Source organism: Kribbella jiaozuonensis, assembly GCF_005233875.1.
GTDB lineage: Bacteria > Actinomycetota > Actinomycetes > Propionibacteriales > Kribbellaceae > Kribbella > Kribbella jiaozuonensis.
Map to the genome: position 1 here is coordinate 934,698 of NZ_SZPZ01000002.1, position 23,303 is coordinate 958,000.

Consider the following 23,303-nt stretch of genomic DNA (forward strand, 5'->3'; position numbering starts at 1 on the left):
TTGCCCCCACCTGGGGCCCGCTGGCTCGGTTCGGCAGGGATAGACGCTACACCGGAACTGGGGGCCCTCTAACATCACCGGTGTGACTCCCGCTCTAGGTGACCTCGGCAAACGGCTGCTGCTCGGTCGCAAACTGCGCAGCACGCAACTGGGTGAGACCCTGCTGCCGAAGCGCATCGCCCTCCCGGTGTTTGCGAGCGACGCGCTGTCGTCGGTCGCGTACGCCCCCGACGAGGTCTTCCTGACGCTGTCGATCGCCGGACTGGCGGCGTACAGCTACTCCTGGAAGATCGGCCTGCTGGTCGCGTTCGTGATGCTCGTCGTGGTCGCGTCGTACCGGCAGAACGTGCACGCGTACCCGTCGGGTGGCGGTGACTACGAGGTCGCGACGGTAAACATCGGCCCGACGGCAGGGCTGACTGTGGCCAGCGCGCTGATGGTCGACTACGTGCTGACCGTGGCCGTGTCGATCTCGTCCGGCGTGCAGAACGCGAAGTCGGCGCTGCCGTTCCTGGAAGGCCACGAGGTACCACTGGCGGTCGGATTGGTCCTGCTGCTGACGGCGATGAACCTGCGCGGCGTCCGGGAGTCCGGCGCGGTGTTCGCGGTCCCGACGTACATCTTCATGTTCTCGATCATCGGGATGGCGATCTGGGGTCTGATCCGGCTCAGCGCCGGCAACCTGCCGCTGGCGGAGAGCGCGAACTTCGAAGTACACGCCGAATCCGGCCACGAGGTGTTCACCGGACTGGCCGCGGTTTTCCTGCTGGCGCGGGCGTTCTCGTCCGGGTGTGCGGCGCTGACCGGTGTCGAGGCGATCAGCAACGGCGTACCCGCGTTCCGCAAGCCGAAGAGCAAGAACGCGGCGACCACGCTGCTGCTGCTCGGCACGATCGCGGTGACGATGCTGATGAGCATCCTGTTCCTGGCCAGCAAGATCAAACTCCGGTACGCCGAGGATCCCGCGACGCAGCTGTACCAGAACGGGCAGCCGGTCGGCGACGGCTACACCCAGAAGACCGTGATCGGCCAGATCGGCGACTCGGTGTTCTCGAACTTCCAGCCGGCCTTCTACGTGGTGATCGGCGCGACGATGCTGATCCTGGTGCTGGCCGCGAACACCGCGTTCAACGGGTTCCCGGTGCTTGGCTCGATCCTGGCCCGGGACGGGTACCTGCCCCGTCAGCTGCACACCCGCGGCGACCGGCTTGCCTACAGCAACGGAATCATCCTGCTCGCGCTCTGCGCGGCGGGGCTGATCATCGCGTTCGACGCCCAGGTCACCAAGCTGATCCAGCTGTACATCGTCGGTGTGTTCGTCAGCTTCACGCTCAGCCAGTTCGGCATGATCCGGCACTGGACCCGGCACCTGAAGACCGAGACCGACGCGGGCAAACGGCGACAGATGATGCGGTCCCGGGTGATCAACGCGATCGGCCTGACGATGACCGGGGTCGTGCTGATCATCGTGCTGCTGACCAAGTTCACCCACGGCGCGTACATCGCGATCCTCGCGATGGCCGGGCTGTTCCTGTTGATGAAGGGCATCCACCGGCACTACGAGACGGTCCGCAAGCAGATGACGGCCGAAGGCGACGAGCCGCTGATGCTGCCGTCGCGGGTGCATTCGATCGTGCTGGTCTCGAAGCTGCACCGGCCGACGCTGCGGGCGCTGGCGTTCGCGAAGGCGGCCCGGCCGTCGACGCTCGAGGCGATCACCGTCGACGTCGACCGGGACGAGGCGGACGAGCTGCAGGCCGAGTGGGAGGCGCGCGGGATCCCGATCCCGCTGAAGCGGCTCGCCTCGCCGTACCGCGAGATCACCCGGCCGATCCTGCAGTACGTCCGGGACATCCGGCGGCAGTCGCCGCGGGACGTGGTGATGGTCTACATCCCGGAGTACGTCGTCGGGCACTGGTGGGAACACATCCTCCACAACCAGAGCGCACTGCGGCTCAAGGGGCGGCTCTTGTTCACACCTGGTGTCATGGTTACGTCGGTTCCTTATCAGTTGCTCTCGTCGCAGGGGGCCGAGGAGCGGCAGGACCGGGTGGAACGGGTAGCCGGCCAGGTACGGCGCGGTGCCCGCAAGGCGTCAGGAGATCGGTGACAGACGAGAACAACAGTCTGGTTGGGGCAGTAGTCGAGCTGGAGGTAGGACCAGTCGCCCACGGGGGACACTGTGTCGCCCGGCACGAGGGACAGGTGGTGTTCGTCCGGCACGCGCTGCCGGGGGAGCTGGTGCACGCCCGGATCACGGAGCAGACCGCGAAGTACCTGCGGGCGGACGCGGTCTCCGTACTGACGCCGTCCCCGCAGCGGATCGAGCCGCCGTGCCCGTACGCCGGTCCGGGGCTCTGCGGCGGCTGTGACTTCCAGCACGCCAATATTGTCGAACAGCGGCGGCTGAAGGCGACCGTGGTGTCGGACACGCTCCGGCGGATCGGCGGGATCGAGCGGACCATCGTCATGGAGTCGCCCGGCGACGACGGCCTCGGCTGGCGGACGCGGATGCGGTACGCCGTCGTGGACGAGCGTCCCGGCATGTACGCGCACCGCTCGCACGACCTGGTGCCGATCGACCGGTGCCTGATCGCTCACCCGGGGACTCCGGACGTGCTGTCCTCGCGGTGGCCCGGCGTGTCGTCTGTGCAGGCCGTGGTGTCGTCGGAGGGCAAGACCGCCGTACAGACCGACCAGGACCCTGGTGAGCGCCTGGTCGAGGTGGTCCGGGAGCGGCGGTTCCTGGTGGAGGCCGGTGGGTTCTGGCAGGTGCACCCTGCCGCGCCGGAGATGCTGCTGGACGCCGTACTGAGCGGACTGGAGCCAGTTGCGGGGGAGACCGCGCTGGACCTGTACTCCGGTGTCGGGCTGTTCGCTGCGTTCCTGGCGGAGGCCGGGTGCGGGGTGCTGGCGATCGAGGGAGACAAGGACGCGGTCCGGAACGCCAGGCGCAACCTGCACGACCTGAAGGACGTGACCGTGGAGAACGGCGACGTCGACCGGGTGCTGAACGCAGCGGCCGGCCAGGGGCTGGAGCACGTGGACCTCGTCGTACTCGATCCACCGCGCACGGGCGCCGGCAAGGACGTCGTACGGCGGGTTGCTGCGCTCGGGCCGCGACGGGTGGCGTACGTCGCGTGCGACCCGGCGGCGCTGGCGCGGGACCTGAAGACGTTCGGGCGGCTCGGGTACGGGATCGCGTCGCTGCGGGCCTTCGATCTGTTCGGCATGACGCACCACATCGAGTGCGTCGCGATCCTCGAGCCTGTGGACAGTGAACTGGTGACCGGGGGAACCCTCGGGTAGCGTCTGGGCCTGGATTCCAATGCGCTGGAGACCTGATGCCGCTCGTTGACCTGGACGACCCTGAGGAGTTGCGGGCCCGCTGGACCGCACTCGCGGCGGTCGCCCATGCCACGGGCTTCGACCGTCGGTGGTACGCGGACGCCGACGGATACCACCACCAGGACGAGACTGCGTCCGTCCTGCGGCTGGCCCGGATCGGCGACGGGCGCGTGGTGCTCTGGGGCTTCCACACGCAGCACAGCGCGACTGCGGGCGCCGATCTGCTGGCCGGGTCGCCGGACTGGATCGGTCAGCCCGAGGTACGGCAGCGGCAGGCGGCTGGCGAGCTTGGGTTCGTGTACGGCGCCTTCAACGGGACGTGGGCGCGCGCGTCGTACCCGGGTGATCCGTGGCAGCCGGTCGACGACGGGTTCCAGCCGATCGGCGGCTGGATCACGTCGGACGAGGACGCCGCCGACGAGATGATCGAGTGGGTCGCGGAGTGGGCCGACTACCTCGACGGGCTGGACGAACTGCGCCCGTACGGCGTGGAGCTGATCCGGACTGCGCTGGGCTCCGGGATCACTAGCGAGGCGCTGGCGGCGTTCTTCTCGCACTTCAGGATCGACCCGCGATCGCCGCTGCAGCCGGAGATCGCGGCGGGCGTCGCGGCGGCGGAGGACTTCACCCGAAACTTTGCAGTACCGGCAAGTTTCCCCGACGACCCTGACACAGCCGAGGTGTCGGTCGTTGAAGACATCGTGATCGGAAGCCCTGAAAGCCGGCCGTCCTCGTCCCCACCCGAGGACGAGGAGTCGTACGTCGTCCCACCCGGCATCAGCCCCTTCACCGGCCAACCCATCGACGACCCGCCCTACGACCCTTCCGCCGCCAACTCCCCGGCCGGCCGGCCGGCCGTCGCTCAATACGGAGCCGGCCACGAGCCCGGCGAGCACGAGGCCGGCGGGCCTGGGTCTTCGGCGTACGGAGCTGTCGCCCACGAGCCCGGCGGGCGTGGGGCTTCGGCCTACAGAGCTGACGCGCATGAGCCCGGCGGGCACGAGCCCGGCGGGCGTGGGTCTTCGGCGTACGGAGCTGTCGCGCATGAGCCCGGCGGGTACGAGGCTGGCGGGTACGAGGCTGGCGGGCGTGGGGCCTCGGCGTACGGAGCCGCCGCCCACGAGCCCCGCGAGCACGAGGCTCCGGCGCGCGGAGCTGCGGCTCACGAGGCTGGCGGGCGCGAGGACTACGGGGTGACGGGGAAGAAGCAGGGCTGGCTCCGTCGCCGCAAACACGACACCGGCTCCACGCCCGCCGTCGAGCCCGAGCCGCACCAGCCTCCCGCGGGTCCCGGCCCCGGCACGTACCTGCCCCACGACGCACAGAGCTCGGGCCTGCCGACCCCGACGTACAACCCGATCCTCCCGTCGGCCGAGCCCCCACGCGTAGGCGGCGGCCAGTACGAAGGCGACGACTTCTACAACAGCCTCTTCGCCGACGCCCCCGCCGCCGCAGCCCCGTCCGCCGACGAGCAGGACTGGGAAACCGCCGAACAACCCTCCTGGTCCAACCAGGAACCCACCAGCGAATACAACCCCTTCGCCGACGACACCGCCGAAAACAACCCCGCCTGGACCGGCCCCGCCTGGATCAACGGCGAATGGGTAGAAAACCCACCCACCCACCGAACCGCCCCCCACCCCACCGCAGGCCACCCCGCCCCAGGCCACCCCGCCCCAGGCCACCCCGCCCCCGCCATTCCGCAGCCAGGCCAGCCAAGCCACCCCGCAGCAGGTCAGCCAGGCCAACCCAGCGCGCACCCCGAGCAGCAGACCCCGCGCCTAGGCGCGTCCGCCCAGCCAGGTCAACCCGGTGCGCCGGGCACAACAGCCCGGTCCCGCGAGTACGCCGGCCAACCTGCCCACCCCGGCCAGCCTGGTGAGCTGGGCGGGACTGCCCACTCTGGCCCGCACCTCGAGGGAACCACCCGCCCCGACGCCGACTCCGGTGGTGCCGCGTACCCCGCGCAGTCTGCTCATCCACGCACCCACGCAGATCAACCCACCCAGCCCGGCGCGACCGCCCAGTCCGGCGGGACCGCCCACTTCGGAGCGCCCGCGCAGCCGCTCCGGCTCTCGCAACCCGGTGCCGCCGGCCAGTCCGCCGCCCAACAGACGCCCGCGCCCCCGGCCGCGGACGCTCCCGCGAACTCCCCGTTCTTCCCGGCCCCACACCCAGACACCGCCCCAGCCGACTCGCCCTTCGCACCTACGCCTGCGACTAGCGGGCCGTCATCTGCGGATCTGGAGGACGACGACGCACCCACGGCCGAGATCGCCGCCGTCCTCGACGCACCTCCCGCAGCCGAGCAAGAGGACGAGGAAGACCTCGCCTCCTTCACGGGCCCATCGCCGTTCGCCCCGGTAACACCCACCGAGCCCCAGCAGCCGCAGCACGCGGAGCAGCACCCGGCAGGCAGCTACTCAACTGACGAGCGGTCGACCACTCAGCACACCAACCACCCCACGCCGTACGACGAGACCCCCGCCCCGGCACCGAGGTACGAGACACCCACCCAGGCGCCGACGTACGACGAGACCCCGACCCCGGCCCCGACGTACGACGAGACCCCGACCCCGGGCCCGTACGAGGAGACGGCGACCGCGGCCCCGACGTACGACGCAACAGCCGGCAGCCCGGTCGACGCGAGCGCGCCCCGGGCATCGCAGGCCCACTCCGCGGGCCGCAGTCCGGCTGGTCCTGCCGCGGCTGACCGTGCTGCCGCCGAGCGCGCTGCTACCGACCGCGCTGGTGCCGGGCGTGCTGCTGGTGGGCGTGCTGCTGGTGGGTCTGCTCCCGAGGAGTTGTCCGCCGATCTCGACGCCGAGGACCAGACGGCCGAGATCCCTGCGGTCGTCGAGGAGGCGTCGGCTGCACAGGCGCCCGACGTACTTCCCGCATCCGCAGACTCACGCGAGCGGGCACAAGCCCACGATGACCCCGCACAAACCCAGGACGAGCGGGCGCGAGGTGGATCTGCGCTTGATCGGCCGAGTGCGGGATACGACACGGTGCGGGTGGATGACGACGAGGACGAGATCTACGGGCGGCCCGGGGCACCCCGCGACGTCCGGAGCCGAGCCGCCGAAGCCGGCGATCATTCCAGCCCGGCGGAGGCGGGCACCGAGTCCCCAGCGGATGGTGGACGGGCCGAGTCGCGGGTGGATGAGGCTGCTGATGCTCGGTGGGCTCAGGCTAAAGGTCAGGTTGATCCTCAGCCGTGGCCGCAGCCGCAGCCTCGACCGGAGCCCTGGCCGCAGCCGGAACCGCGGCCCGCGCCGTGGCCCGAGCCGAATCCGCCGCACCCGGAGCCGGCGCCGTACCCAGGACCCGGTCCTGAGCCCTATCCGGGGCCGAGCCCCACGCCGACTCCAGGTCCCACACCGCATCCCGAGCCGTACCCCGGCCCGGGGCCACGTCCCGAGCCATTCCCGGGTCCGGAGCCGACGCCTAATCCGGATCCGTTCCCTGGGCCGGAGCCGACGCCTAATCCGGATCCGTTCCCTGGGCCGGAGCCGCTGCCGGAGCCGTTCCCCGATCCGGAGCCGCAGCCTGACCCGGAGCCGCAGCCAGAACCCTTCCCCGAGCCGGAGCCGGAGCCGGAGCCTGAGCCGTTGCCGGAACCAGAACCTCAGCCGCAACCGGAGCCTGAACCCGAGCCGTACCCGAACCCGGAGGACCGGCCGGAACACGAGCCGTACCCGGAGGACCGGCCGGAACACGAGCCGCGTCCGGAGCCGGAAAATCGTCCGGCGCCGGAAGGCCCGCAGCCGTGGGCCGCGGAGTACGCGGACCCGGAGGATGACTGGCCGACCGGGGTTGTGCCGGTTGTTGATGATGACGCGCCGACGGGGGAGATGCAGGCCGTCGGGTTCGACGAGCTGCCTGCGGCGAACGAGGCTGGTGCGGCCGCTTGGTCGGGTGGGCGTGCCGAGTGGGGTCAGGCAGACGAGCACTCGAACGGCGCGGACCGCACGCACGGCGACGGCGGTGCGGACCACCCATACGGCGCGAACGGCGCAGACCACGTGCACGGCGCGGACCGCGCACACGGCGACGGCGGTGCAGATCGGGCGTACGGCGCGAACGGCGCGCACCGCGCGCACGGCGACGGTGGTGCGGATCGCCCGTACGGCGCGAACGGCGCGGACCGCGTACACGGCGCGAACGGTGCCGACCGGGCGAACGGCGTGGCTCGGTCGGGTGCGGAACAAGGCGACCCGGCGTGGGCCGATGGTGGGGATTGGGAAGAGACGCTCCACGGGGAGCACGACGCGGCGGCGGCTGCTTGGTCAGGTGAACTGAACGGCGCCGGTGGAGCGAACGGTGCCGGTGGACTGAACGGCTCCGGAGGCGGGAACGGTGCCGGGCGGGTTGACCTGGATGAGGTAGAGGGCCAGCAAGACGCGGATGCTGCCGCGGTTGTGGCTCGGATGTCTATTCCTGGGTTGGGGTTGGTGGGGGGTGACGGGCCTCGGGTTGCGGTGGCGGCGGGGTCTATTGAGGAGGCTATGCGGGCGGAGGCGGAGCGGCCTCGGCCTCGGCCGGAGGAGTCGGAGGCGGTGTTGGCGTTGCGGGCCTGGTGTCGGGCTCGGACGGCGATCGTGCCTTCGGGGTTCACGATTCAGGTGCAGGTGCTCGACCCGGCCGCGCCGTCGTACCGGTTCGATCTCGAGCCGCCCGAGGTGGACGACCCGGAGTACGCCGCCGACAAGCTCAGCGGCCTGCTCGGCGACCTGTGGCTGACCGAGCAGCGGAGTGAGCAGGGCGGTTGGCTGTTCGCGCGGATCGACGCCGCCGGCCGTACGCTCCGGATCGACCGGTGGTACGACCAGGTGCCCGACTGGTGGGACAACCCGATCGAGCCGCGTCTCGACGTCAACGGGCTGGTACGCCGTCTGTACAGCCGCGGCCCGGAATGGCAGCCGTCGTACCTGGAGAAGCTGTACACCAGCGCAAGATAGCGTTGGCGCCATGCTTCTCAGGATCTTCACCGAACCGCAGCAAGGCGCCTCGTACGACGACCTCCTGGCGGTTGCCCGCAAGACCGAAGAGAACGGGTTCGACGCGTTCTTCCGCTCGGACCACTACCTCGCCATGGGCGACCGCGACGGCGTGCCGGGCCCGACCGACTCCTGGATCACGCTCGCCGGGCTGGCCCGCGAGACCAGCCGGATCAAGCTCGGCACGCTGGTCAGCTCCGCCACGTTCCGCAACCCCGGCGTACTCGCGATTTCGGTCGCGCAGGTCGACCAGATGAGCGGCGGCCGCGCCGAGCTGGGCCTCGGCGCCGGCTGGTTCGAGGCCGAGCACAAGGCGTACGGCCTGACCTTCCCCGACACCCGGACCCGTTTCGAGCTGCTCGCCGAGCAGTTGGAGCTGATCACCGGTCTCTGGGACACGGCCGTGGGCGACAAGTACGAGTTCGCCGGCGAGCACTACCAGCTGGAAAACTCCCCGGCGCTGCCGAAGCCCGTGCAGCAGCCGCACCCGCCGATCATCATCGGCGGCAGCGGCAAGAAGAAGACGCCGGCGCTGGCCGCGAAGTACGCCGCCGAGTTCAACGCGAACTTCTGCTCGGTCGACGCCGCCGAAGAGCTCTACAAGCGCGTCCAGGCTGCCTGCGAGGCGATCGGCCGCGACCCCAAGACGCTCACCCTCTCGACGGCCCACACCGTCGTCGTCGGCAAGGACGACGCCCAGGTGAAGCAGCGTGCCGACGCGATCGGCCGTGACGTCGACGACCCGAAGGCGAACGCCATCGCCGGTACGCCGGCCGAGGTCGTGGACCGCCTCAACCAGTTCGCCGCCGCCGGCTCGCAACGCCAGTACGTCCAGATCATGGACCTGCAGGACCTCGACCACCTGGACCTGATCGCGGCCGAGGTTCTGCCCCAGGTTTCCTAACGGAGTTGGCTCGATGTCGTGTATCTTGATGTCGAGAGAGTTTCCGGCCTGAGGTTAGGGGAACCTGACCTCGCGGCCGGTCAACGCGCTGGGCAGGATGGGCGCAGCGGACATAGGGACTGACAGAGGAGCGGGTTGATGGCGAGCGTCGACAGCTTCGGTGCCAAGGGGGCACTCGAGGTCAACGGGCAGTCGTACGAGATCTTCAGGTTGGCGGGTATCGAGGGTGCGGACACGCTGCCGTACTCGTTGAAGGTCCTGCTGGAGAACCTGCTGCGCACCGAGGACGGCGCGAACATCACCGCCGAGCACATCACCAAGCTCGGCAGCTGGGACGCGAACGCGGAGCCCGACACCGAGATCCAGTTCACCCCGGCCCGGGTGATCATGCAGGACTTCACCGGCGTCCCGTGCGTGGTCGACCTGGCCACGATGCGCGAGGCGGTCGGCGAGCTCGGCGGCGACCCGACCAAGATCAACCCGCTGGCGCCGGCCGAGCTGGTCATCGACCACTCGGTCATCACCGACGTCTTCGGCCGCGCGGACGCGTTCGAGCGCAACGTCGAGTTCGAGTACCAGCGCAACGGCGAGCGCTACCAGTTCCTCCGCTGGGGCCAGACCGCGTTCGACGACTTCAAGGTCGTCCCGCCGGGCACCGGCATCGTGCACCAGGTCAACATCGAGCACCTCGCCCGCACGGTCATGGTGCGTGACGGCGTCGCGTACCCCGACACCTGTGTCGGCACCGACAGCCACACCACGATGGTGAACGGCCTCGGCGTGCTCGGCTGGGGCGTCGGCGGTATCGAGGCCGAGGCGGCCATGCTCGGCCAGCCCGTCTCGATGCTGATCCCGAAGGTCGTCGGCTTCAAGCTGACCGGCTCGGTCCCGGCCGGCGCCACCGCCACCGACGTCGTGCTCACGATCACCCAGCAGCTGCGCAAGCACGGCGTGGTCGGCAAGTTCGTCGAGTTCTACGGCGAGGGTGTCGCGGCCGTGCCGCTGGCGAACCGCGCCACGATCGGCAACATGAGCCCGGAGTTCGGCTCCACCTGTGCGATCTTCCCGATCGACGACGTCACCCTGGAGTACCTGCGGCTGACCGGCCGCAGCGACCAGGACGTCGCGCTGGTCGAGGCGTACGCCAAGGAGCAGGGCCTGTGGCACGACCAGTCGGTCGAGCCGCGGTTCTCGGAGTACCTCGAGCTGGACCTGTCAACCGTCGTGCCGTCGATCGCCGGCCCGAAGCGTCCGCAGGACCGGGTCGCGCTGACCGAGGCCAAGGAGGCCTTCCGCGGTGCGCTGACCGACTACGCGACCGAGGAGCTGGACGTCGACCCGTCGGAGACCGGGAGCTTCCCGGCCAGCGACGCGCCGAACGGGCACGGTGACGTGAACGACGAGCCGCACGTGCCGCACGGCGGCCCGGGGCGTCCGTCGAAGAAGACCGCGATCTCCCTGAACGGCCAGGAGGTCGAGCTCGACCACGGCCACGTCGTGATCGCGAGCATCACCTCCTGCACCAACACGTCGAACCCGTCGGTGATGATGGCGGCCGCGCTGCTCGCGAAGAACGCGGTCGACAAGGGCCTGTCGAGCAAGCCGTGGGTGAAGACGTCGCTGGCGCCGGGTTCGAAGGTCGTCACGGACTACTACGAGAAGGCCGGCGTCACGCCGTACCTGGACAAGCTGGGATTCCAGCTGGTCGGTTACGGATGTACGACGTGCATCGGCAACTCGGGCCCGCTGCCCGAGGAGGTCTCGGCCGGTGTGCAGGAAGCCGACCTCGCCGTCGTGAGTGTGCTGTCCGGCAACCGGAACTTCGAGGGCCGGATCAACCCGGACGTGAAGATGAACTACCTGGCCAGCCCGCCGCTGGTGATCGCCTACGCGCTCGCCGGCACGATGGACTTCGACTTCGAGACCGATGCCCTGGGCAAGGACACCGACGGCAACGACGTGTTCCTGCGCGACATCTGGCCGGCTGCCGAGGACGTCGAGCGGGTGATCGCGAGCTCGATCAGCAAGGAGATGTTCACCAAGGACTACGCGGATGTCTTCGCCGGTGACGAGCGCTGGCAGTCGCTGCCGACGCCGGAGGGCAAGACGTTCGCGTGGGACGCCGACTCGACATACGTGCGGAAGCCTCCGTACTTCGAGGGTATGGCGAAGGACCCGTCGCCGGTCACCGATATCGCCGGTGCGCGCGTGCTGGCCAAGCTGGGCGACTCGGTCACCACCGACCACATCTCCCCGGCCGGCTCGATCAAGGCCGACAGCCCGGCGGGCAACTACCTGGCCGACCACGGCGTCGAGCGCAAGGACTTCAACTCGTACGGTTCGCGCCGCGGCAACCACGAGGTGATGATCCGCGGCACGTTCGCGAACATCCGCCTGCGCAACCAGATCGCGCCGGGGACCGAGGGCGGCTTCACCCGCGACTTCACCAAGTCCGACGCCCCCGTGACCAGCATCTACGAGGCCGCCCAGGCGTACGCCGAAGCCGGGACGCCGCTGGTGATCCTGGCCGGCAAGGAGTACGGCTCGGGCTCGTCGCGTGACTGGGCCGCCAAGGGTACGGCGCTGCTCGGTGCGAAGGCCGTCATCACGGAGTCCTTCGAGCGCATCCACCGGTCGAACCTGATCGGCATGGGCGTCCTCCCGCTGCAGTACCCGGAGGGTGAGTCCGCGGAGTCGCTCGGCCTGACCGGCGAGGAGACCTTCGACATCAGCGGCGTGACCGCGCTGAACGACGGCGACATCCCGCGTACGGTGCACGTGACCGTGACCGGCACGGACGGGTCGAAGAAGGAGTTCGACGCGGTCGTCCGGATCGACACTCCTGGTGAGGCCGACTACTACCGCAACGGCGGCATCCTGCAGTACGTACTGCGTTCGTTGATCGCGAGCTGACGGCGGCCGAGGAGATGGAGCGTCGTACTGGAGAGGACGACGGCGTCGTCCGGTTCTGGCTCGACGAGGAGGGCTGGGGCGTCGTCGACTGCCCCAGCACCCCCGGCGGCTGCTGGACCCATTTCTCGGTGATCGAGGCCGAGGGATACCGGTCCCTGCCGCCGGGCGGCTCGGTCCGCGTCCGCTGGGAGTCGCCGGGCCAGGACGGCTACGACTACCGCGCCGAGTGGGCCAAGCAGGCCTAGAACTGTCGGTGGCGCGCGGTTTACTGACTTCATGAGCGACAGGGAGTCACCGCGCGACGTCGTGCGTGCCGCGTGCGCGGAGTACGGCGAGGACGTGGTGATCGACTGGTGCGTTGCGTTCCTGAGCGGGGAGATCTCGGGGGAGGCGGCGTACGGCGTTGAGCTGCCGAAGCTGGTCGCGATCACGGGGTCGGACAATCCTGGTGGGTGGAAGGCGCCGGTTGATCCGGTCAACTACTACTGGATCCGGGTCTGGGCGGCCCGCGTGTTCCTGTATGTGTGGCGCGACGACGTGGTCGACACGTTGCTGGTCGCGGCGGGCGATCCGGCGTGGCGGGTTCGTGAGCACGTCGCGCGGATCACGGCGCAGCGCGAGCTCGGTCAGCTCGTCGACGCGCTGCTCCCGATGCTCGAGCATGAACTGCCGCGGGTTCGTGCGGCGGCCGTGCGGGCGGTCGGGGCGGCGGGGGAGTTCGAACACGCGGAGGCGATCCGGCCGCTGGCCGACGACCCCGATCACACAGTTCGCGCCGCCGTCGAGCGCGCACTGGCCAAACTGGAGGAACGCCTTGACCGAGCCGTCTGACGACCACCCCAAGCCGACTGATGACCGGCCCGGGAGCGGGCTGAGCGGACCGATCTCGGCCCGGCTCGCGACGGCTGCGGACGGCGCGGCCGTCGGGGAGATTCATGCTGCGTCCTGGGGTGCGGCGTATGCGCCGATGTTCCCCGAGGACGTCGCTCGGGAGGGGATCGAGAGCCGTAAGACCCGCTGGCACAAGCGGCTGGCCAGTGGTGAAGGGCTGGTGATGATCGGATTCGTCGGCGACCGACCGCTCGCGATGTCGTGGTCGGTGCCGTCCGAGACTCGGCCTGAGTTTGCCGAGATCTACAGCTTCTACACGCACCCCGACGGCTGGGGGAGCGGCGTGTCGGCCGCGCTGATGACCAGCACGCTCCAGCAGCTACGCGCCGACGGCTTCGACCGCGTTCACCTGTGGACGTTGCGCGACACCCCGCAGTCGCGCCGCTTCTACACGAAGGTCGGCTTCACCGAGACCGGCGCCACCCAGACCCGCGACTTCGGCGACGGCAACCCACTCCCGCAAGTCGAGTACGAGCTAGCCGGCCAGGGCGGCGCGTAGCTTCCCGGCGTACTCCGCGGCCTCGGTCTCGTCGGCGTACTTCGTGCGCGGCCAGAAGAAGCCGCGCAGACCGTCGCCCTTGGTGCGGGGTACGACGTGGACGTGCAGGTGCGGCACGGACTGGGACACAACGTTGTTGACGGCAACGAACGAGCCCTGCGCGTCGAACGCCGTACGCACCGCGTCGGCGACCGACCGGGCCGCGCCGAAGAGCGGCACCATCAGCTCGTCGGGCAACTCCACCAGCGTCGCGACATGCGTGCGCGGCACCAGAAGCGTGTGCCCTTTGAACACCGGCCGGACATCCAGGAAGCCGACGACCTCCGGCGTGTCCAGCACGATCTGCGCCGGCGTCGTACCCGCGATGATCGAACAGAAGAGACAGTCAGCCACGCCGCCAACCTAACCCAGCTTCTCGTCGACGAAGCACCAGCGCCACGTCTCGCCCGGCTCGAAGCTGCGCATCACCGGGTGCTTCTCTGAGTCGTAATGCTTGCTCGCGTGCTTCATCTCCGACGAGTCGCAGCATCCGACGTGACCGCAGCCCAGGCACAGCCGCAGGTGCACCCAGGACGTGCCGTCGGCCAGGCATTCCTCGCAGCCGTCCGGAGTGTTCGGCGCGACCACCACCGGCGCCTGGTCGAGATGCTCGCACGCCCCGCCCGGCAGCAGTTTCGGCTTCAGGTCCTCCGAGCGCCCGCCGACGTCGTCGTCCTCGTCGCGGTCCAGGATCGACTCCTCGATGTCGAGCGCGTTCTGCGCCCGCTGCAGCACCTCGTCGGCGACCAGCCCGGCGTCGCGAACCTTCAGGATGTGCGTACGTTCCGCTTCGAGCATCGCGATCCGCAACCGCCGGTACGCCTCGCTCGGCGTCTCGTACTCGCTCTCCGGCCGCCCGAGCCGCTCCCACGCGGCCTGCGCCCGCGCCTCGCCCCGCTGCCGCAGTACGTCGAGCACGGCAGGCGGGTCCGACGGCGACGAGATCTCGTCGAGTTTCTCGATCGCGGCCCGATGAGCTCCCTGCAGTACGGCGGCCTCCTGCAGCGCGTCCTCGGCCGGATCCGGCCCGGGCAGACCCAACCGCCGTACCAGCCAGGGCAGCGTCGACCCCTGGACGAGCAGCGTGCCAGCAGTCACGGTCAGGGCGATGAACACGAGTACTTCGCGATGCGGCGTGCTCTCGGGCAGCGTGAACACCGCGGCCAGCGTGACCACACCGCGCATACCGGCCCAACACACCACGATCAGCGCCCGCCGCGAGACCGGTCCGGGGCGGGACGGACCGAGGACCCGCCGCGAGAGCAACGTGGTCGGAATGATCCAGATCGGCCGCAGCAGAACCACCGCGAGGAACACCGCGATCGTGGCCGCCGCGATCAGCCAGGCCGGCAGCGGGCTGTTGCCGAGGGCGTCGAGGATCCAGCGCGTCTGCAGGCCGATCAGCAGGAAGACCATGTTTTCGAGCAGGAACTGGATCGTCCGCCAGTTGGTCCGCTCGGACATCCGCGACTTGGCCGACTGGATGATCGGCGCCTTGTGCCCGAGCAGCAGACCGGTGACGACGACGGACAGTACGCCGGACGCGTGCACGTAATGGTTCTCGGCCGCGATGTACGCGACGAACGGCGCGGTCAGGCTCAGCGTGGTGTCCAGGACCGGATCGGTGAACCGGCGGCGGATCTTCGCCAGGACGAACGCCACCACCACACCGATGAGCACACCGCCGCCGGCCGCGCGCAGGAAGTCCAGGGTGACGTGCAGGACGGTGGGCGCGACGATGGCTGCGGCGAGCGCCGTACGTAGACAGACGAGCGCGGTCGCGTCGTTCATCAGGCTCTCGCCCTCGAGGATCGTGACGATCCGGCGGGGGAGGCCGACGCGCTTGGCGATCGCAGTCGCGGCCACGGCGTCGGGCGGCGCGACGACGGCGCCGATCGCGAACGCGGCCCAGAACGGCAGCGGCTCCTGGCCGATCGACTCCGCGACCGCGCCGAGCAACCACCAGGCGACGAGGCCGACACCCAGCGCGGTGAAGGCGACCAGGCCGACGGACAGCAGACCGATCGACCGACGGTGCTTGGTGAAGTCGACCAGGCTGGTCTTGATCGCGGCCGAGTACAGCAGCGGCGGCAGGAACCCGACCAGGACGACCTCGGGCGCGAGCTCGATCCGGGGGATGAACGGCAGGTACGACACGGCGATCCCGATGACCACCAGCAGCAGGGGAGCCGAGATCCCTATCCGCCGCGCCAGCGCGGCACCGGCCGCGACGACGGCGACGAGGGCCACGACCTCGATCGCGATATGCACGCGCACAGTGTCGCAGTGCACAGCGGATTTGCACTGCCTGGTTCGCCCACGGCTGAGTCCGGGGCTGGTCAGGCTGGAGGTAGTCCTCTAGCGTGTGAGCAGCCGATCACCAGGAGTGACTGATGCGTCGTCGTGTGCTTGCTCTTGCAGGTGTCGTTGCTCTCCTGTTGTCGCCCGTGGTTCCAGCGGCCGCCGACACCACGGTGGTCAACGGATGCGTCGCCTCGGTGCCCGAGCCCGGTACGACGACGCCCGTACGGATCTGCTACTCGCTCTTCAAACCGGCGACGGCCTCCGCGCAGCACACCGTGCCGCTGATCTTCCACAGCCACGGGTGGGGCGGCAGTCGCACGAGCGACCCTGCCGCGTTCAAGGACTGGCTCGACGCGGGGTTCGGAGTACTGAGCTTCGACCAGCGCAGCTTCGGCGAGAGTACGGGCATCGCGCACGTGATGAACCCGGACTACGAGGGTCGCGATGTCGTCAAGCTCATCGACCTGGTGGCCGGCCTCGACTGGGTGACGAAGCAGCGGCCGGGTGATCCGTTGATCGGCGCGATCGGCGGTTCGTACGGCGGCGGGTACCAGTTCGCCGGGGCGTTCACCGAGCTGCGCGACAGCGGGCGCACCCGGTTCGACGCGCTCGCGCCGGAGGTCACCTGGTGGGACCTCAAGCAGAGCCTGGCGCCGCAGGAGGCTGCGCGGACCATGTGGCTCTCGATCCTGTTCGCGGGTGGCGGTACGCATCTCCCGCCGGCGGTATCGGCGGCGTTCGTGGCGCTGATCGCGACCGGCGCGTGGCCGGCGGGGAAGGCGGGTCGCGATCTCGACGCGTTCTTCGTGCACAACGGCCCGGCCTGGCACGTCGCGCAAGGCCGCAAGTTGGACCTGCCGGTCCTGTTCGGTCAGGGGATCTCGGACAACCTCTTCAATCTCAATCAGGGCCTTGCGAACTTCGACCACGCGTTGACGTCACGAGCAAGGGGGCGGTCGATCTTCGTCGGGTACAACGGCGGTCACACGCTGCCCAGCGTCGTACCGCCCGGATTCGCGACGGCCGGCGATCCGTGCTCGATCGCGCTCGGATCGCCGAACTTCGCGAGTCTCTCGATCCGCTTCATGCAACTCCAGCTCCTGCACAAGTCGACCGGTCTCACCGGCTTCGGCACCTACCATCTGTCGACCGCTGATGGTCGTTGCCTAACGCAACAGAACCTGACGCCGAACAAGAGCTTCCGGCTAGGCAAGATCGTTGCCCCGACCGGCGTCGGTCTGCCCGTGAACCTGCCGATCGCCAAGGGTCCGCTGACGATCGCCGGTACGCCGACGCTGACCGCGCGCGTCTACACGGTGATCCCGCAATCCGCGGCGTACTTCGCACTGAGTGTCGGCAAGAGCCCGTTGACCGCGAAGATCGTGCAGAACAACACGATGCCGCTGCGCGAGAAGCATCCGGCGCGGGGAGTCTCACGCACGATCGAGCTGCCGGCGATCGCGGTCGACGTACCGGTCGGCCAGAATCTGTACCTCACCGTCGCCCCGGTCGCCGATATGTACGCCGGGCAGCGTGGACCCCTCCCGGGTGTGATGATGCTGAAGAACGGCACGCTGCGCATCCATTCGGTGAGGTAGGACGATGCTGGTCACGGAAACGTTCGAGTACGACGGGGGTCGGGACGTCACCGCGTATGTGCCGGCCGAGACGCCTGAAGCGGTCGTGTTCGCGGGGGATGGTCAGCTGATCTCGCAGTGGGGCGAGTTCCTCAACGCGGCGGACGACGTACCGCCGACGCTGCTTGTCGCGACGCACCGGCTGGACGACGAGATGGAGCGGCTGCACGAGTACTCGCCCGGATTCGAGCCGGAGCGGTTCGCGGCGCACGAAGAGTTCTTCGTCGAGGATGTCCGCTCTTGGGTGCGAACGCGTTTTGATTTGGCGCTGCCGGCTAAGCGTACGGCGGTCTTCGGCGTCTCGGCGAGCGGCGAACTGGCGCTCGCGATCGGGCTCCGGCATCCCGACCTCTACGGCACGATCTTCTGCGCGTCACCCGGCGGGGGATACCAGCCACCCGGCGACATGGGGAGTTCGCTGCCGCGCGCGTACTTCGTCGGCGGCACCGAGGAGCCGTGGTTCCTCGAGAACGCGACCCGCTGGGCCGACGCACTCCGCGACGCCGGCGCTGACGTCGTCATCACCGAGCGGCAAGGCGACCACGGCGACGACTTCTGGCGCCAGGAACTCCCACTGATGGCAGCCTGGGCCTTCGCCTAACGAACCTTGTCGAGATACGTCTTGTAGACGGTGAGGAACGGCTCCTCGGTAGACACCGCTTCCACCAACCAGTCACACGTCTCGCGCGCGGTCGCGATCACCTCGGCCGGATACCCGTACTGCACCTGATGCTCGGCGAACTCGTCCTCATCGTCGATGAACACGTTCCCGTCCCGCCGCTTGATCACATCGAGATCCAGATCGATCATCGTCACCACATCGTCGGAGAACTCGACCGGCGTGGTGATATCGGCATAGATCTCGGTGTACCGCGGCTCGTCGTTGAACAGCGCCGTGAACCACTTACCCCGCGGAAACAGTTGCACATGAGCCTGCTCCTGCGTCACCACCGGCTCATCACCCCGCTGCGACACAGACCCCGCCGCCGCCCCCAACCACACCCCGTACTCATCCTCCCCGAGAAACCGCATCCACTGATGCCAGTGCAGCTTCTCGTCGTACTTGCGGTAAACGACCCGGACATCACGCATAACCCCAAACCTATCGGCCGAAAGGTGCGCCCATGGAGCAGCAGCCACCCGTCGGCCGATGTCCATGTGACTCCTGAGTACGACGGAGTTGGTCGTCTTCGGGCTGGTCCGGGATTTCTGCAGGTTCATGCAAGTTTGCGCTGGGGAGTGGACCGGTCGCGTAATGCGACCGAGCATGGTGTGGTGCCGGAAACCCCGACACGCGTGATCGGCCCTTGTCGGCTCAGGGGGGCTCCTAGCCGACGGGGGCCGGTTGCTGTCTTTCCAGGCGTTCACGGAGGGCAGCGATAGCCGTCTGAGGCTGGATCAGTCGCCGGCGGCTCGCGGCTAGGCCGCTGGGGCGATGCACCCGCCACGGTCGGCGCCTACGCGCGCGGCGGTTTGCACCCCGCCAGGGGCGTTGCGCCTCCGCGCCACGGTCTGCGCAACCACTGGGCGGTCGATCGCGCGGTAGCGCGCACGGGTGCGGGCGGCAGCCCGCAGGTCCGGCGGCAGCCGGAAGATCCCGGCGATCGCCGGAAGGGATGCTCCGGGCGATAGCCCCGGGGGTGGGTGGGGCGGCGCGTAGGACGGCGACGAAGGAGCCGCCCGTAGCCCCGCGAGGGCCGATCACCACCACCCGCGCGGGCTGGATTACATGCTTCGGATGAGTTCGAGGTACGGCTTGTAGGCGGTCGTGAAGGGTTCTGTGGTGGTGATGGTGGCGGCTAGGTGGTCGCAGGTTGCCTGGGCTGTGGCGACCACCTGGGGTGGGTAGTTGTAGCGGACCTGGTGGGCATGGAATTCGTCTTCGTCCATGACGTGGACGGTGCCGTCGCGCAACAACCGGATGTCCAGGTCCAGATCGACCAGCGTCACCGAGTCGACGCCGAACTCCGCCGGCATCGTGATGTCGCAGTAGATCGCCGTCTGGTGCGGCTCGTCGTTGAAGAGCGCGCTCCACCACTGACCGCGCGGAAACAGCCGGACCCGGTGGTGGTCGATGGTTTTCCAGCTCCCGTCAGCCCGCTGACCCTGGGTCCCGGGGACGGAGCCGACCCACAGCCCGTGCTCGTCCTCGCCGAGGCGGATTGCCTCCACGAGCCGATGCGGCTGCCCGTCGTACTTCTGGAACAGGGTCCTCACCAGGTCCATACCGATGACTCTAAGTGAGACGCACACCACGCCGAACCAGCGACTCCCGGGAAGCGTCTTGGAGTGTGAGATTGCCCAAGACCGGCTCAACGGCCCGTTTCCGAGTTCGGATTCCGGGCGAGGCGAGCATAGACTCAAGCATTCGAGAAAGACCTGCGGGAGGAGCTCGATGGGCGTGCTGGAGACGGTAGGAGGTCCGGCGGACCTCAAGAAGCTGACTAATCAACAGCTCACCGATCTCGCGGCGGAGATCCGGGACGTGCTGGTCGAGACCGTGTCCCGGACCGGGGGTCACCTCGGCCCGAACCTGGGGATGGTCGAGATCACCCTGGCGATGCACCGCGTCTTCGACTCGCCCCGCGACCGTCTCGTCTTCGACGTCGGTCACCAGGCCTACGTGCACAAGCTGGTCACCGGCCGTGCGCCGAAGTTCGACACGCTCCGTCAGCAGGGCGGCCTGTCCGGATACCCCAGCCACGCCGAGTCCGAGCACGACATCATCGAGAACAGCCACGCCTCGACGGCTCTCTCGTACGCCGACGGCCTGGCCAAGGCGTACCGGCTGAACAAAGAGGACCGCCACGTCGTCGCCCTGATCGGCGACGGCGGCCTGACCGGCGGTATGGCCTGGGAGGCGCTGAACAACATCGCCGCCGCCAAGGACCTCAAGCTGGTCATCATCGTCAACGACAACGGCCGCTCGTACAGCGACACCGTCGGCGGCCTGGCGACGCACCTGACCACCCTGCGCACCAACCCGCGGTACGAGAAGGTCCTCGACCTGATCAAGAAGAACCTCGGCCGTACTCCGTACGTCGGCCCGCCGATGTACGAGGTGCTGCACGGGATCAAGAAGGGCCTGAAGGACATGCTCGCCCCGCAGGGCATGTTCGAGGACCTCGGCCTGAAGTACGTCGGACCCGTCGCCGGCCACGACCGTGAGGCGATGGAGGACGCGCTGCGCAGCGCGAAGGCGTTCGGCGGACCGGTGATCGTGCACGCGGTGACCAAGAAGGGCTTCGGGTACGCCGCCGCCGAGCAGGACGAGGAGGACAACTTCCACCAGGTCCGCCCGGCCAACAAGCCGCGCGGCTGGACGGACGTGTTCTCCGACGAGCTGATCAAGATCGGCCACCGCCGCCCGGACGTCGTCGCGGTCACGGCGGCGATGCTGCACCCGACCGGCCTGGCTGCGTTCGCGGACGAGTTCCCGGACCGGACGTTCGACGTCGGCATCGCGGAGCAGCATGCGGTGACGAGTGCGGCCGGTCTCGCGATGGGCGGTCTGCACCCGGTCGTCGCCATCTACGCGACGTTCCTCAACCGCGCCTTCGACCAGGTCCTCATGGACGTCGCTCTGCACAAGTGCGGCGTCACGTTCGCGCTGGACCGCGCCGGTGTGACCGGTGACGACGGCCCGAGCCACAACGGCATGTGGGACATGTCGATCCTCCAGGTCGTCCCCGGCCTCCGGCTGGCGGCGCCGCGCGACGGCAAGCGCGTGCAGGAGTTGCTCAACGAGGCAGTCGAGGTGGACGACGCCCCGACCGTACTGCGGTACTCGAAGGGCGAGGTCGGCCCGGACATCGAGGCGATCGACCGCATCGGCCAGCTGGACGTGCTCAAGCGGACCGGCGACGACGTACTGCTCGTCGGTATCGGCGCGATGGCGGCGACCGCGATGGACGTCGCGGATCGTCTCGAGGCGCACGGCTTCGGTGTCACCGTCGTCGACCCGCGCTGGGTGAAGCCCGTCGCGCCCGAGCTCGTCGAGCTGGCGGAGGACTTCAAGCTGGTCGCCACGATCGAGGACAACGGCCGGGCCGGTGGCTGCGGCTCGATGATCGCGCAGGCGGTTCGCGACGCGGGCATTGAGACCCCGATCCGCGATTTCGGCATCCCGCAGGAGTTCCTCCAGCACGCGAAGCGTGCCGCCGTACTGCAGGAGATCGGGCTGACCGGGCAGGAGCTGGCCCGCGAGATCACCGAGCTGCTGTCGGAGCACCACGGCGACGCCCTCAATGCGCCCGACCCGGCGGGCGACCGCCCGGGCAACGCCTAGACAGCGTCACTGACCAGGACCCAGGACCGTGGCTGAGGCAGGGCGGCACAGTCGCCACGGTGCTGCCCGACGCCGGTCGGGCCGGGTCTGGCCGATCCTGTTGTCGCTGGTTCTGGTCGGGGCCGCGGTCGCCGGTGGGCTCGCGCTGCATCGCTCGAGCCAGCACGCCGACGACGCCGCGGCCGGCGAGGCCAGTACGGCGAACGTCGACCTGGCTGCTCGGACCGCAGCCGTCGACGTCGTACTGAAGCGGCGCGCGCACGCCGTGCTGGCCGGCACCGAGACGGAGTTCCTGGCCGACGTCGACCCCGCCAACACGCGACTGCTCGCGAGCCAGCGGACCCTGTTCACGAACCTTCGCCAGTTCGGCTTCGCCAAGCTGACCTACCAGCAGCTGGCCCAGCAGTACGACGACAGCGTCGTGCAGAGGGACGGCCCGACGACGTACCTGGTCGCCGTCGCGATGACGTACCAGATCCGCGGGATCGACCTGGTCCCGGTCCGCGCGATGCTCGGGTACACCTTCACCCAGCGTCCGAACGGGACCTGGATGCTGGTCTCGGATTCCGACATCGACAAGCGTCTCCCGCGCGGCTCGCACCAGGAGGCGTGGGACACCGGCCCGGTCCTGGTCAAGCGGGCGCCGCGCGTGCTCGTGGTCGTCGAGAAGGGCCAGGACGCGCTGGCGGCGAAGCTGATCACGATGTCCGTCAGCGCCGTGCAGGCGGTCAGCAAGAACTGGCCCGGCGGGTGGAAGGGCTCCGGTGTCGTGATCGCGCTCGACGACAAGACCGTTCGCGGCGCGGACTACACCCAGCCGAAGAACGCCGAGGACGCGATCGCGATGGCGACCTGGGTGTACCGCACGCTGCCCGGCGAGGTCACCGCCGCGGGGGAGCGGGCCGACTCGTACGTCGTGATCAACCCGTTCAACCGCAACAAGGTCGACGCCCGCACGCTCGCCCACGAGTTCACCCACGTCGCGACCGCGCCGTACGGTCCGTACGCGCCACGCTGGCTGGTCGAGGGCGCCGCGACGTACATCGAGTTCCTGCCGATGACCGGGCAGACCAACCTGGCGATCCCGCAGTACCGGCAGGACGTCCGGACGAAGTACCTCGCGAAGGCGAAGGGTCTGCCGGCGGACGCGACGTTCTTCGACCAGGCCGACAGCTCGTACCCGATGTCCTGGCTGGCGCTCGACTACCTGTTCACGCGGTTCGGCGGGACCGAGGTCGCCACGCTGTACCGCGAACTCGCGGCGATGGGCTCTACCCAGAAGGAACGCGACCGGATCATGCTCGAACATATCGGGATGACCGAGTCGGGACTTTTCACTGCCCTGAAGGCTGCCGCGGCAGCATAAAGCGCGGTGGGTCGAGTAGGGTAGCCCGGCTGCGACCATCGGGTACTCGGAGGGGAACGACCCGAAGTGAGTGCAACGACGCCTGTTTCAGGGCCGCCCACCGGCCCCCGC

The 23,303-nt window shown here is 69.2% G+C and carries 16 protein-coding genes; 12 read left to right on the forward strand and 4 right to left on the reverse strand.

From position 1 onward, the window contains the following. Positions 1–82: 82 nt before the first annotated feature. The 8 genes from FDA38_RS16030 (at position 83) to FDA38_RS16075 (ending at position 13,558) form a co-directional block, all read left to right on the forward strand. Positions 83–2,110, forward strand: coding sequence for an APC family permease (locus FDA38_RS16030; RefSeq protein WP_137254819.1), 2,028 nt, complete (start codon positions 83–85; stop codon positions 2,108–2,110). Continuing rightward, positions 2,107–3,309, forward strand: coding sequence for a class I SAM-dependent RNA methyltransferase (locus tag FDA38_RS16035; protein WP_137254820.1), 1,203 nt, complete (start codon positions 2,107–2,109; stop codon positions 3,307–3,309). Before FDA38_RS16030 ends, FDA38_RS16035 begins: the two co-directional genes overlap by 4 nt. Positions 3,310–3,344: 35 nt before the next feature. Next, entirely contained in the window at positions 3,345–8,312 is a 4,968-nt protein-coding gene (locus FDA38_RS42250; RefSeq protein WP_170989750.1) for a calcium-binding protein, read from the forward strand. Between the two features lie 10 nt (positions 8,313–8,322). Further along, positions 8,323–9,255 carry an LLM class F420-dependent oxidoreductase gene (locus FDA38_RS16055; RefSeq protein WP_137254821.1) on the forward strand — a complete coding sequence of 311 codons (933 nt, stop codon included), beginning with the start codon at positions 8,323–8,325 and terminating at the stop codon, positions 9,253–9,255. A gap of 138 nt (positions 9,256–9,393) precedes the next feature. Next, entirely contained in the window at positions 9,394–12,168 is a 2,775-nt protein-coding gene (gene acnA, locus FDA38_RS16060; RefSeq protein ID WP_137254822.1) for an aconitate hydratase AcnA, read from the forward strand. A gap of 14 nt (positions 12,169–12,182) precedes the next feature. Beyond that, positions 12,183–12,413, forward strand: coding sequence for a S1 domain-containing protein (locus FDA38_RS16065; protein ID WP_137254823.1), 231 nt, complete (start codon positions 12,183–12,185; stop codon positions 12,411–12,413). A 31-nt stretch (positions 12,414–12,444) separates the two neighbouring features. Beyond that, positions 12,445–12,999, forward strand: coding sequence for a HEAT repeat domain-containing protein (locus FDA38_RS16070; protein ID WP_137254824.1), 555 nt, complete (start codon positions 12,445–12,447; stop codon positions 12,997–12,999). Further along, complete coding sequence (locus FDA38_RS16075; RefSeq protein WP_233714748.1) at positions 12,983–13,558, forward strand: GNAT family N-acetyltransferase; 576 nt, start codon at positions 12,983–12,985, stop codon at positions 13,556–13,558. The genes FDA38_RS16070 and FDA38_RS16075 overlap by 17 nt, the downstream gene beginning before the upstream one ends. Here the strand turns inward: FDA38_RS16075 and FDA38_RS16080 are convergent. Next, positions 13,535–13,951 carry an HIT family protein gene (locus FDA38_RS16080; protein WP_137254825.1) on the reverse strand — a complete coding sequence of 139 codons (417 nt, stop codon included), beginning with the start codon at positions 13,949–13,951 and terminating at the stop codon, positions 13,535–13,537. The two genes, FDA38_RS16075 and FDA38_RS16080, sit on opposite strands and share 24 nt — an antisense overlap. Positions 13,952–13,960: 9 nt before the next feature. Further along, positions 13,961–15,868, reverse strand: a complete 1,908-nt coding sequence (locus FDA38_RS16085) for a Na+/H+ antiporter (RefSeq protein ID WP_137254826.1) — start codon at positions 15,866–15,868, stop codon at positions 13,961–13,963. A gap of 122 nt (positions 15,869–15,990) precedes the next feature. Here FDA38_RS16085 and FDA38_RS16090 point away from each other — a divergent pair, with 122 nt between their 5' ends. Both FDA38_RS16090 and FDA38_RS16095 read left to right on the forward strand, forming a co-directional pair. After that, a complete protein-coding gene (locus tag FDA38_RS16090) occupies positions 15,991–17,499 on the forward strand; it encodes a CocE/NonD family hydrolase (protein WP_137254827.1) in 1,509 nt (502 codons plus the stop codon). A gap of 4 nt (positions 17,500–17,503) precedes the next feature. After that, entirely contained in the window at positions 17,504–18,139 is a 636-nt protein-coding gene (locus tag FDA38_RS16095; protein WP_137254828.1) for an alpha/beta hydrolase, read from the forward strand. On the opposite strand, the gene FDA38_RS16100 is transcribed toward FDA38_RS16095, so the two are convergent. Both FDA38_RS16100 and FDA38_RS16105 read right to left on the reverse strand, forming a co-directional pair. After that, positions 18,136–18,630, reverse strand: coding sequence for a DUF402 domain-containing protein (locus FDA38_RS16100; protein WP_137254829.1), 495 nt, complete (start codon positions 18,628–18,630; stop codon positions 18,136–18,138). The two genes, FDA38_RS16095 and FDA38_RS16100, sit on opposite strands and share 4 nt — an antisense overlap. Before the next feature lie 633 nt (positions 18,631–19,263). After that, the gene (locus tag FDA38_RS16105) at positions 19,264–19,764 is read right to left on the reverse strand and encodes a DUF402 domain-containing protein (protein ID WP_137254830.1); all 501 of its coding nucleotides are present in this window, start codon (positions 19,762–19,764) and stop codon (positions 19,264–19,266) included. 169 nt (positions 19,765–19,933) lie between these two features. Between FDA38_RS16105 and dxs the strand changes: the two genes are divergently transcribed. Then, a complete protein-coding gene (gene dxs, locus FDA38_RS16110) occupies positions 19,934–21,826 on the forward strand; it encodes a 1-deoxy-D-xylulose-5-phosphate synthase (RefSeq protein WP_137254831.1) in 1,893 nt (630 codons plus the stop codon). Between the two features lie 28 nt (positions 21,827–21,854). Continuing rightward, positions 21,855–23,192: a hypothetical protein gene (locus tag FDA38_RS16115; protein ID WP_233714749.1), complete on the forward strand. Its 1,338-nt coding sequence runs from the start codon at positions 21,855–21,857 to the stop codon at positions 23,190–23,192. Positions 23,193–23,303: the final 111 nt, after the last annotated feature.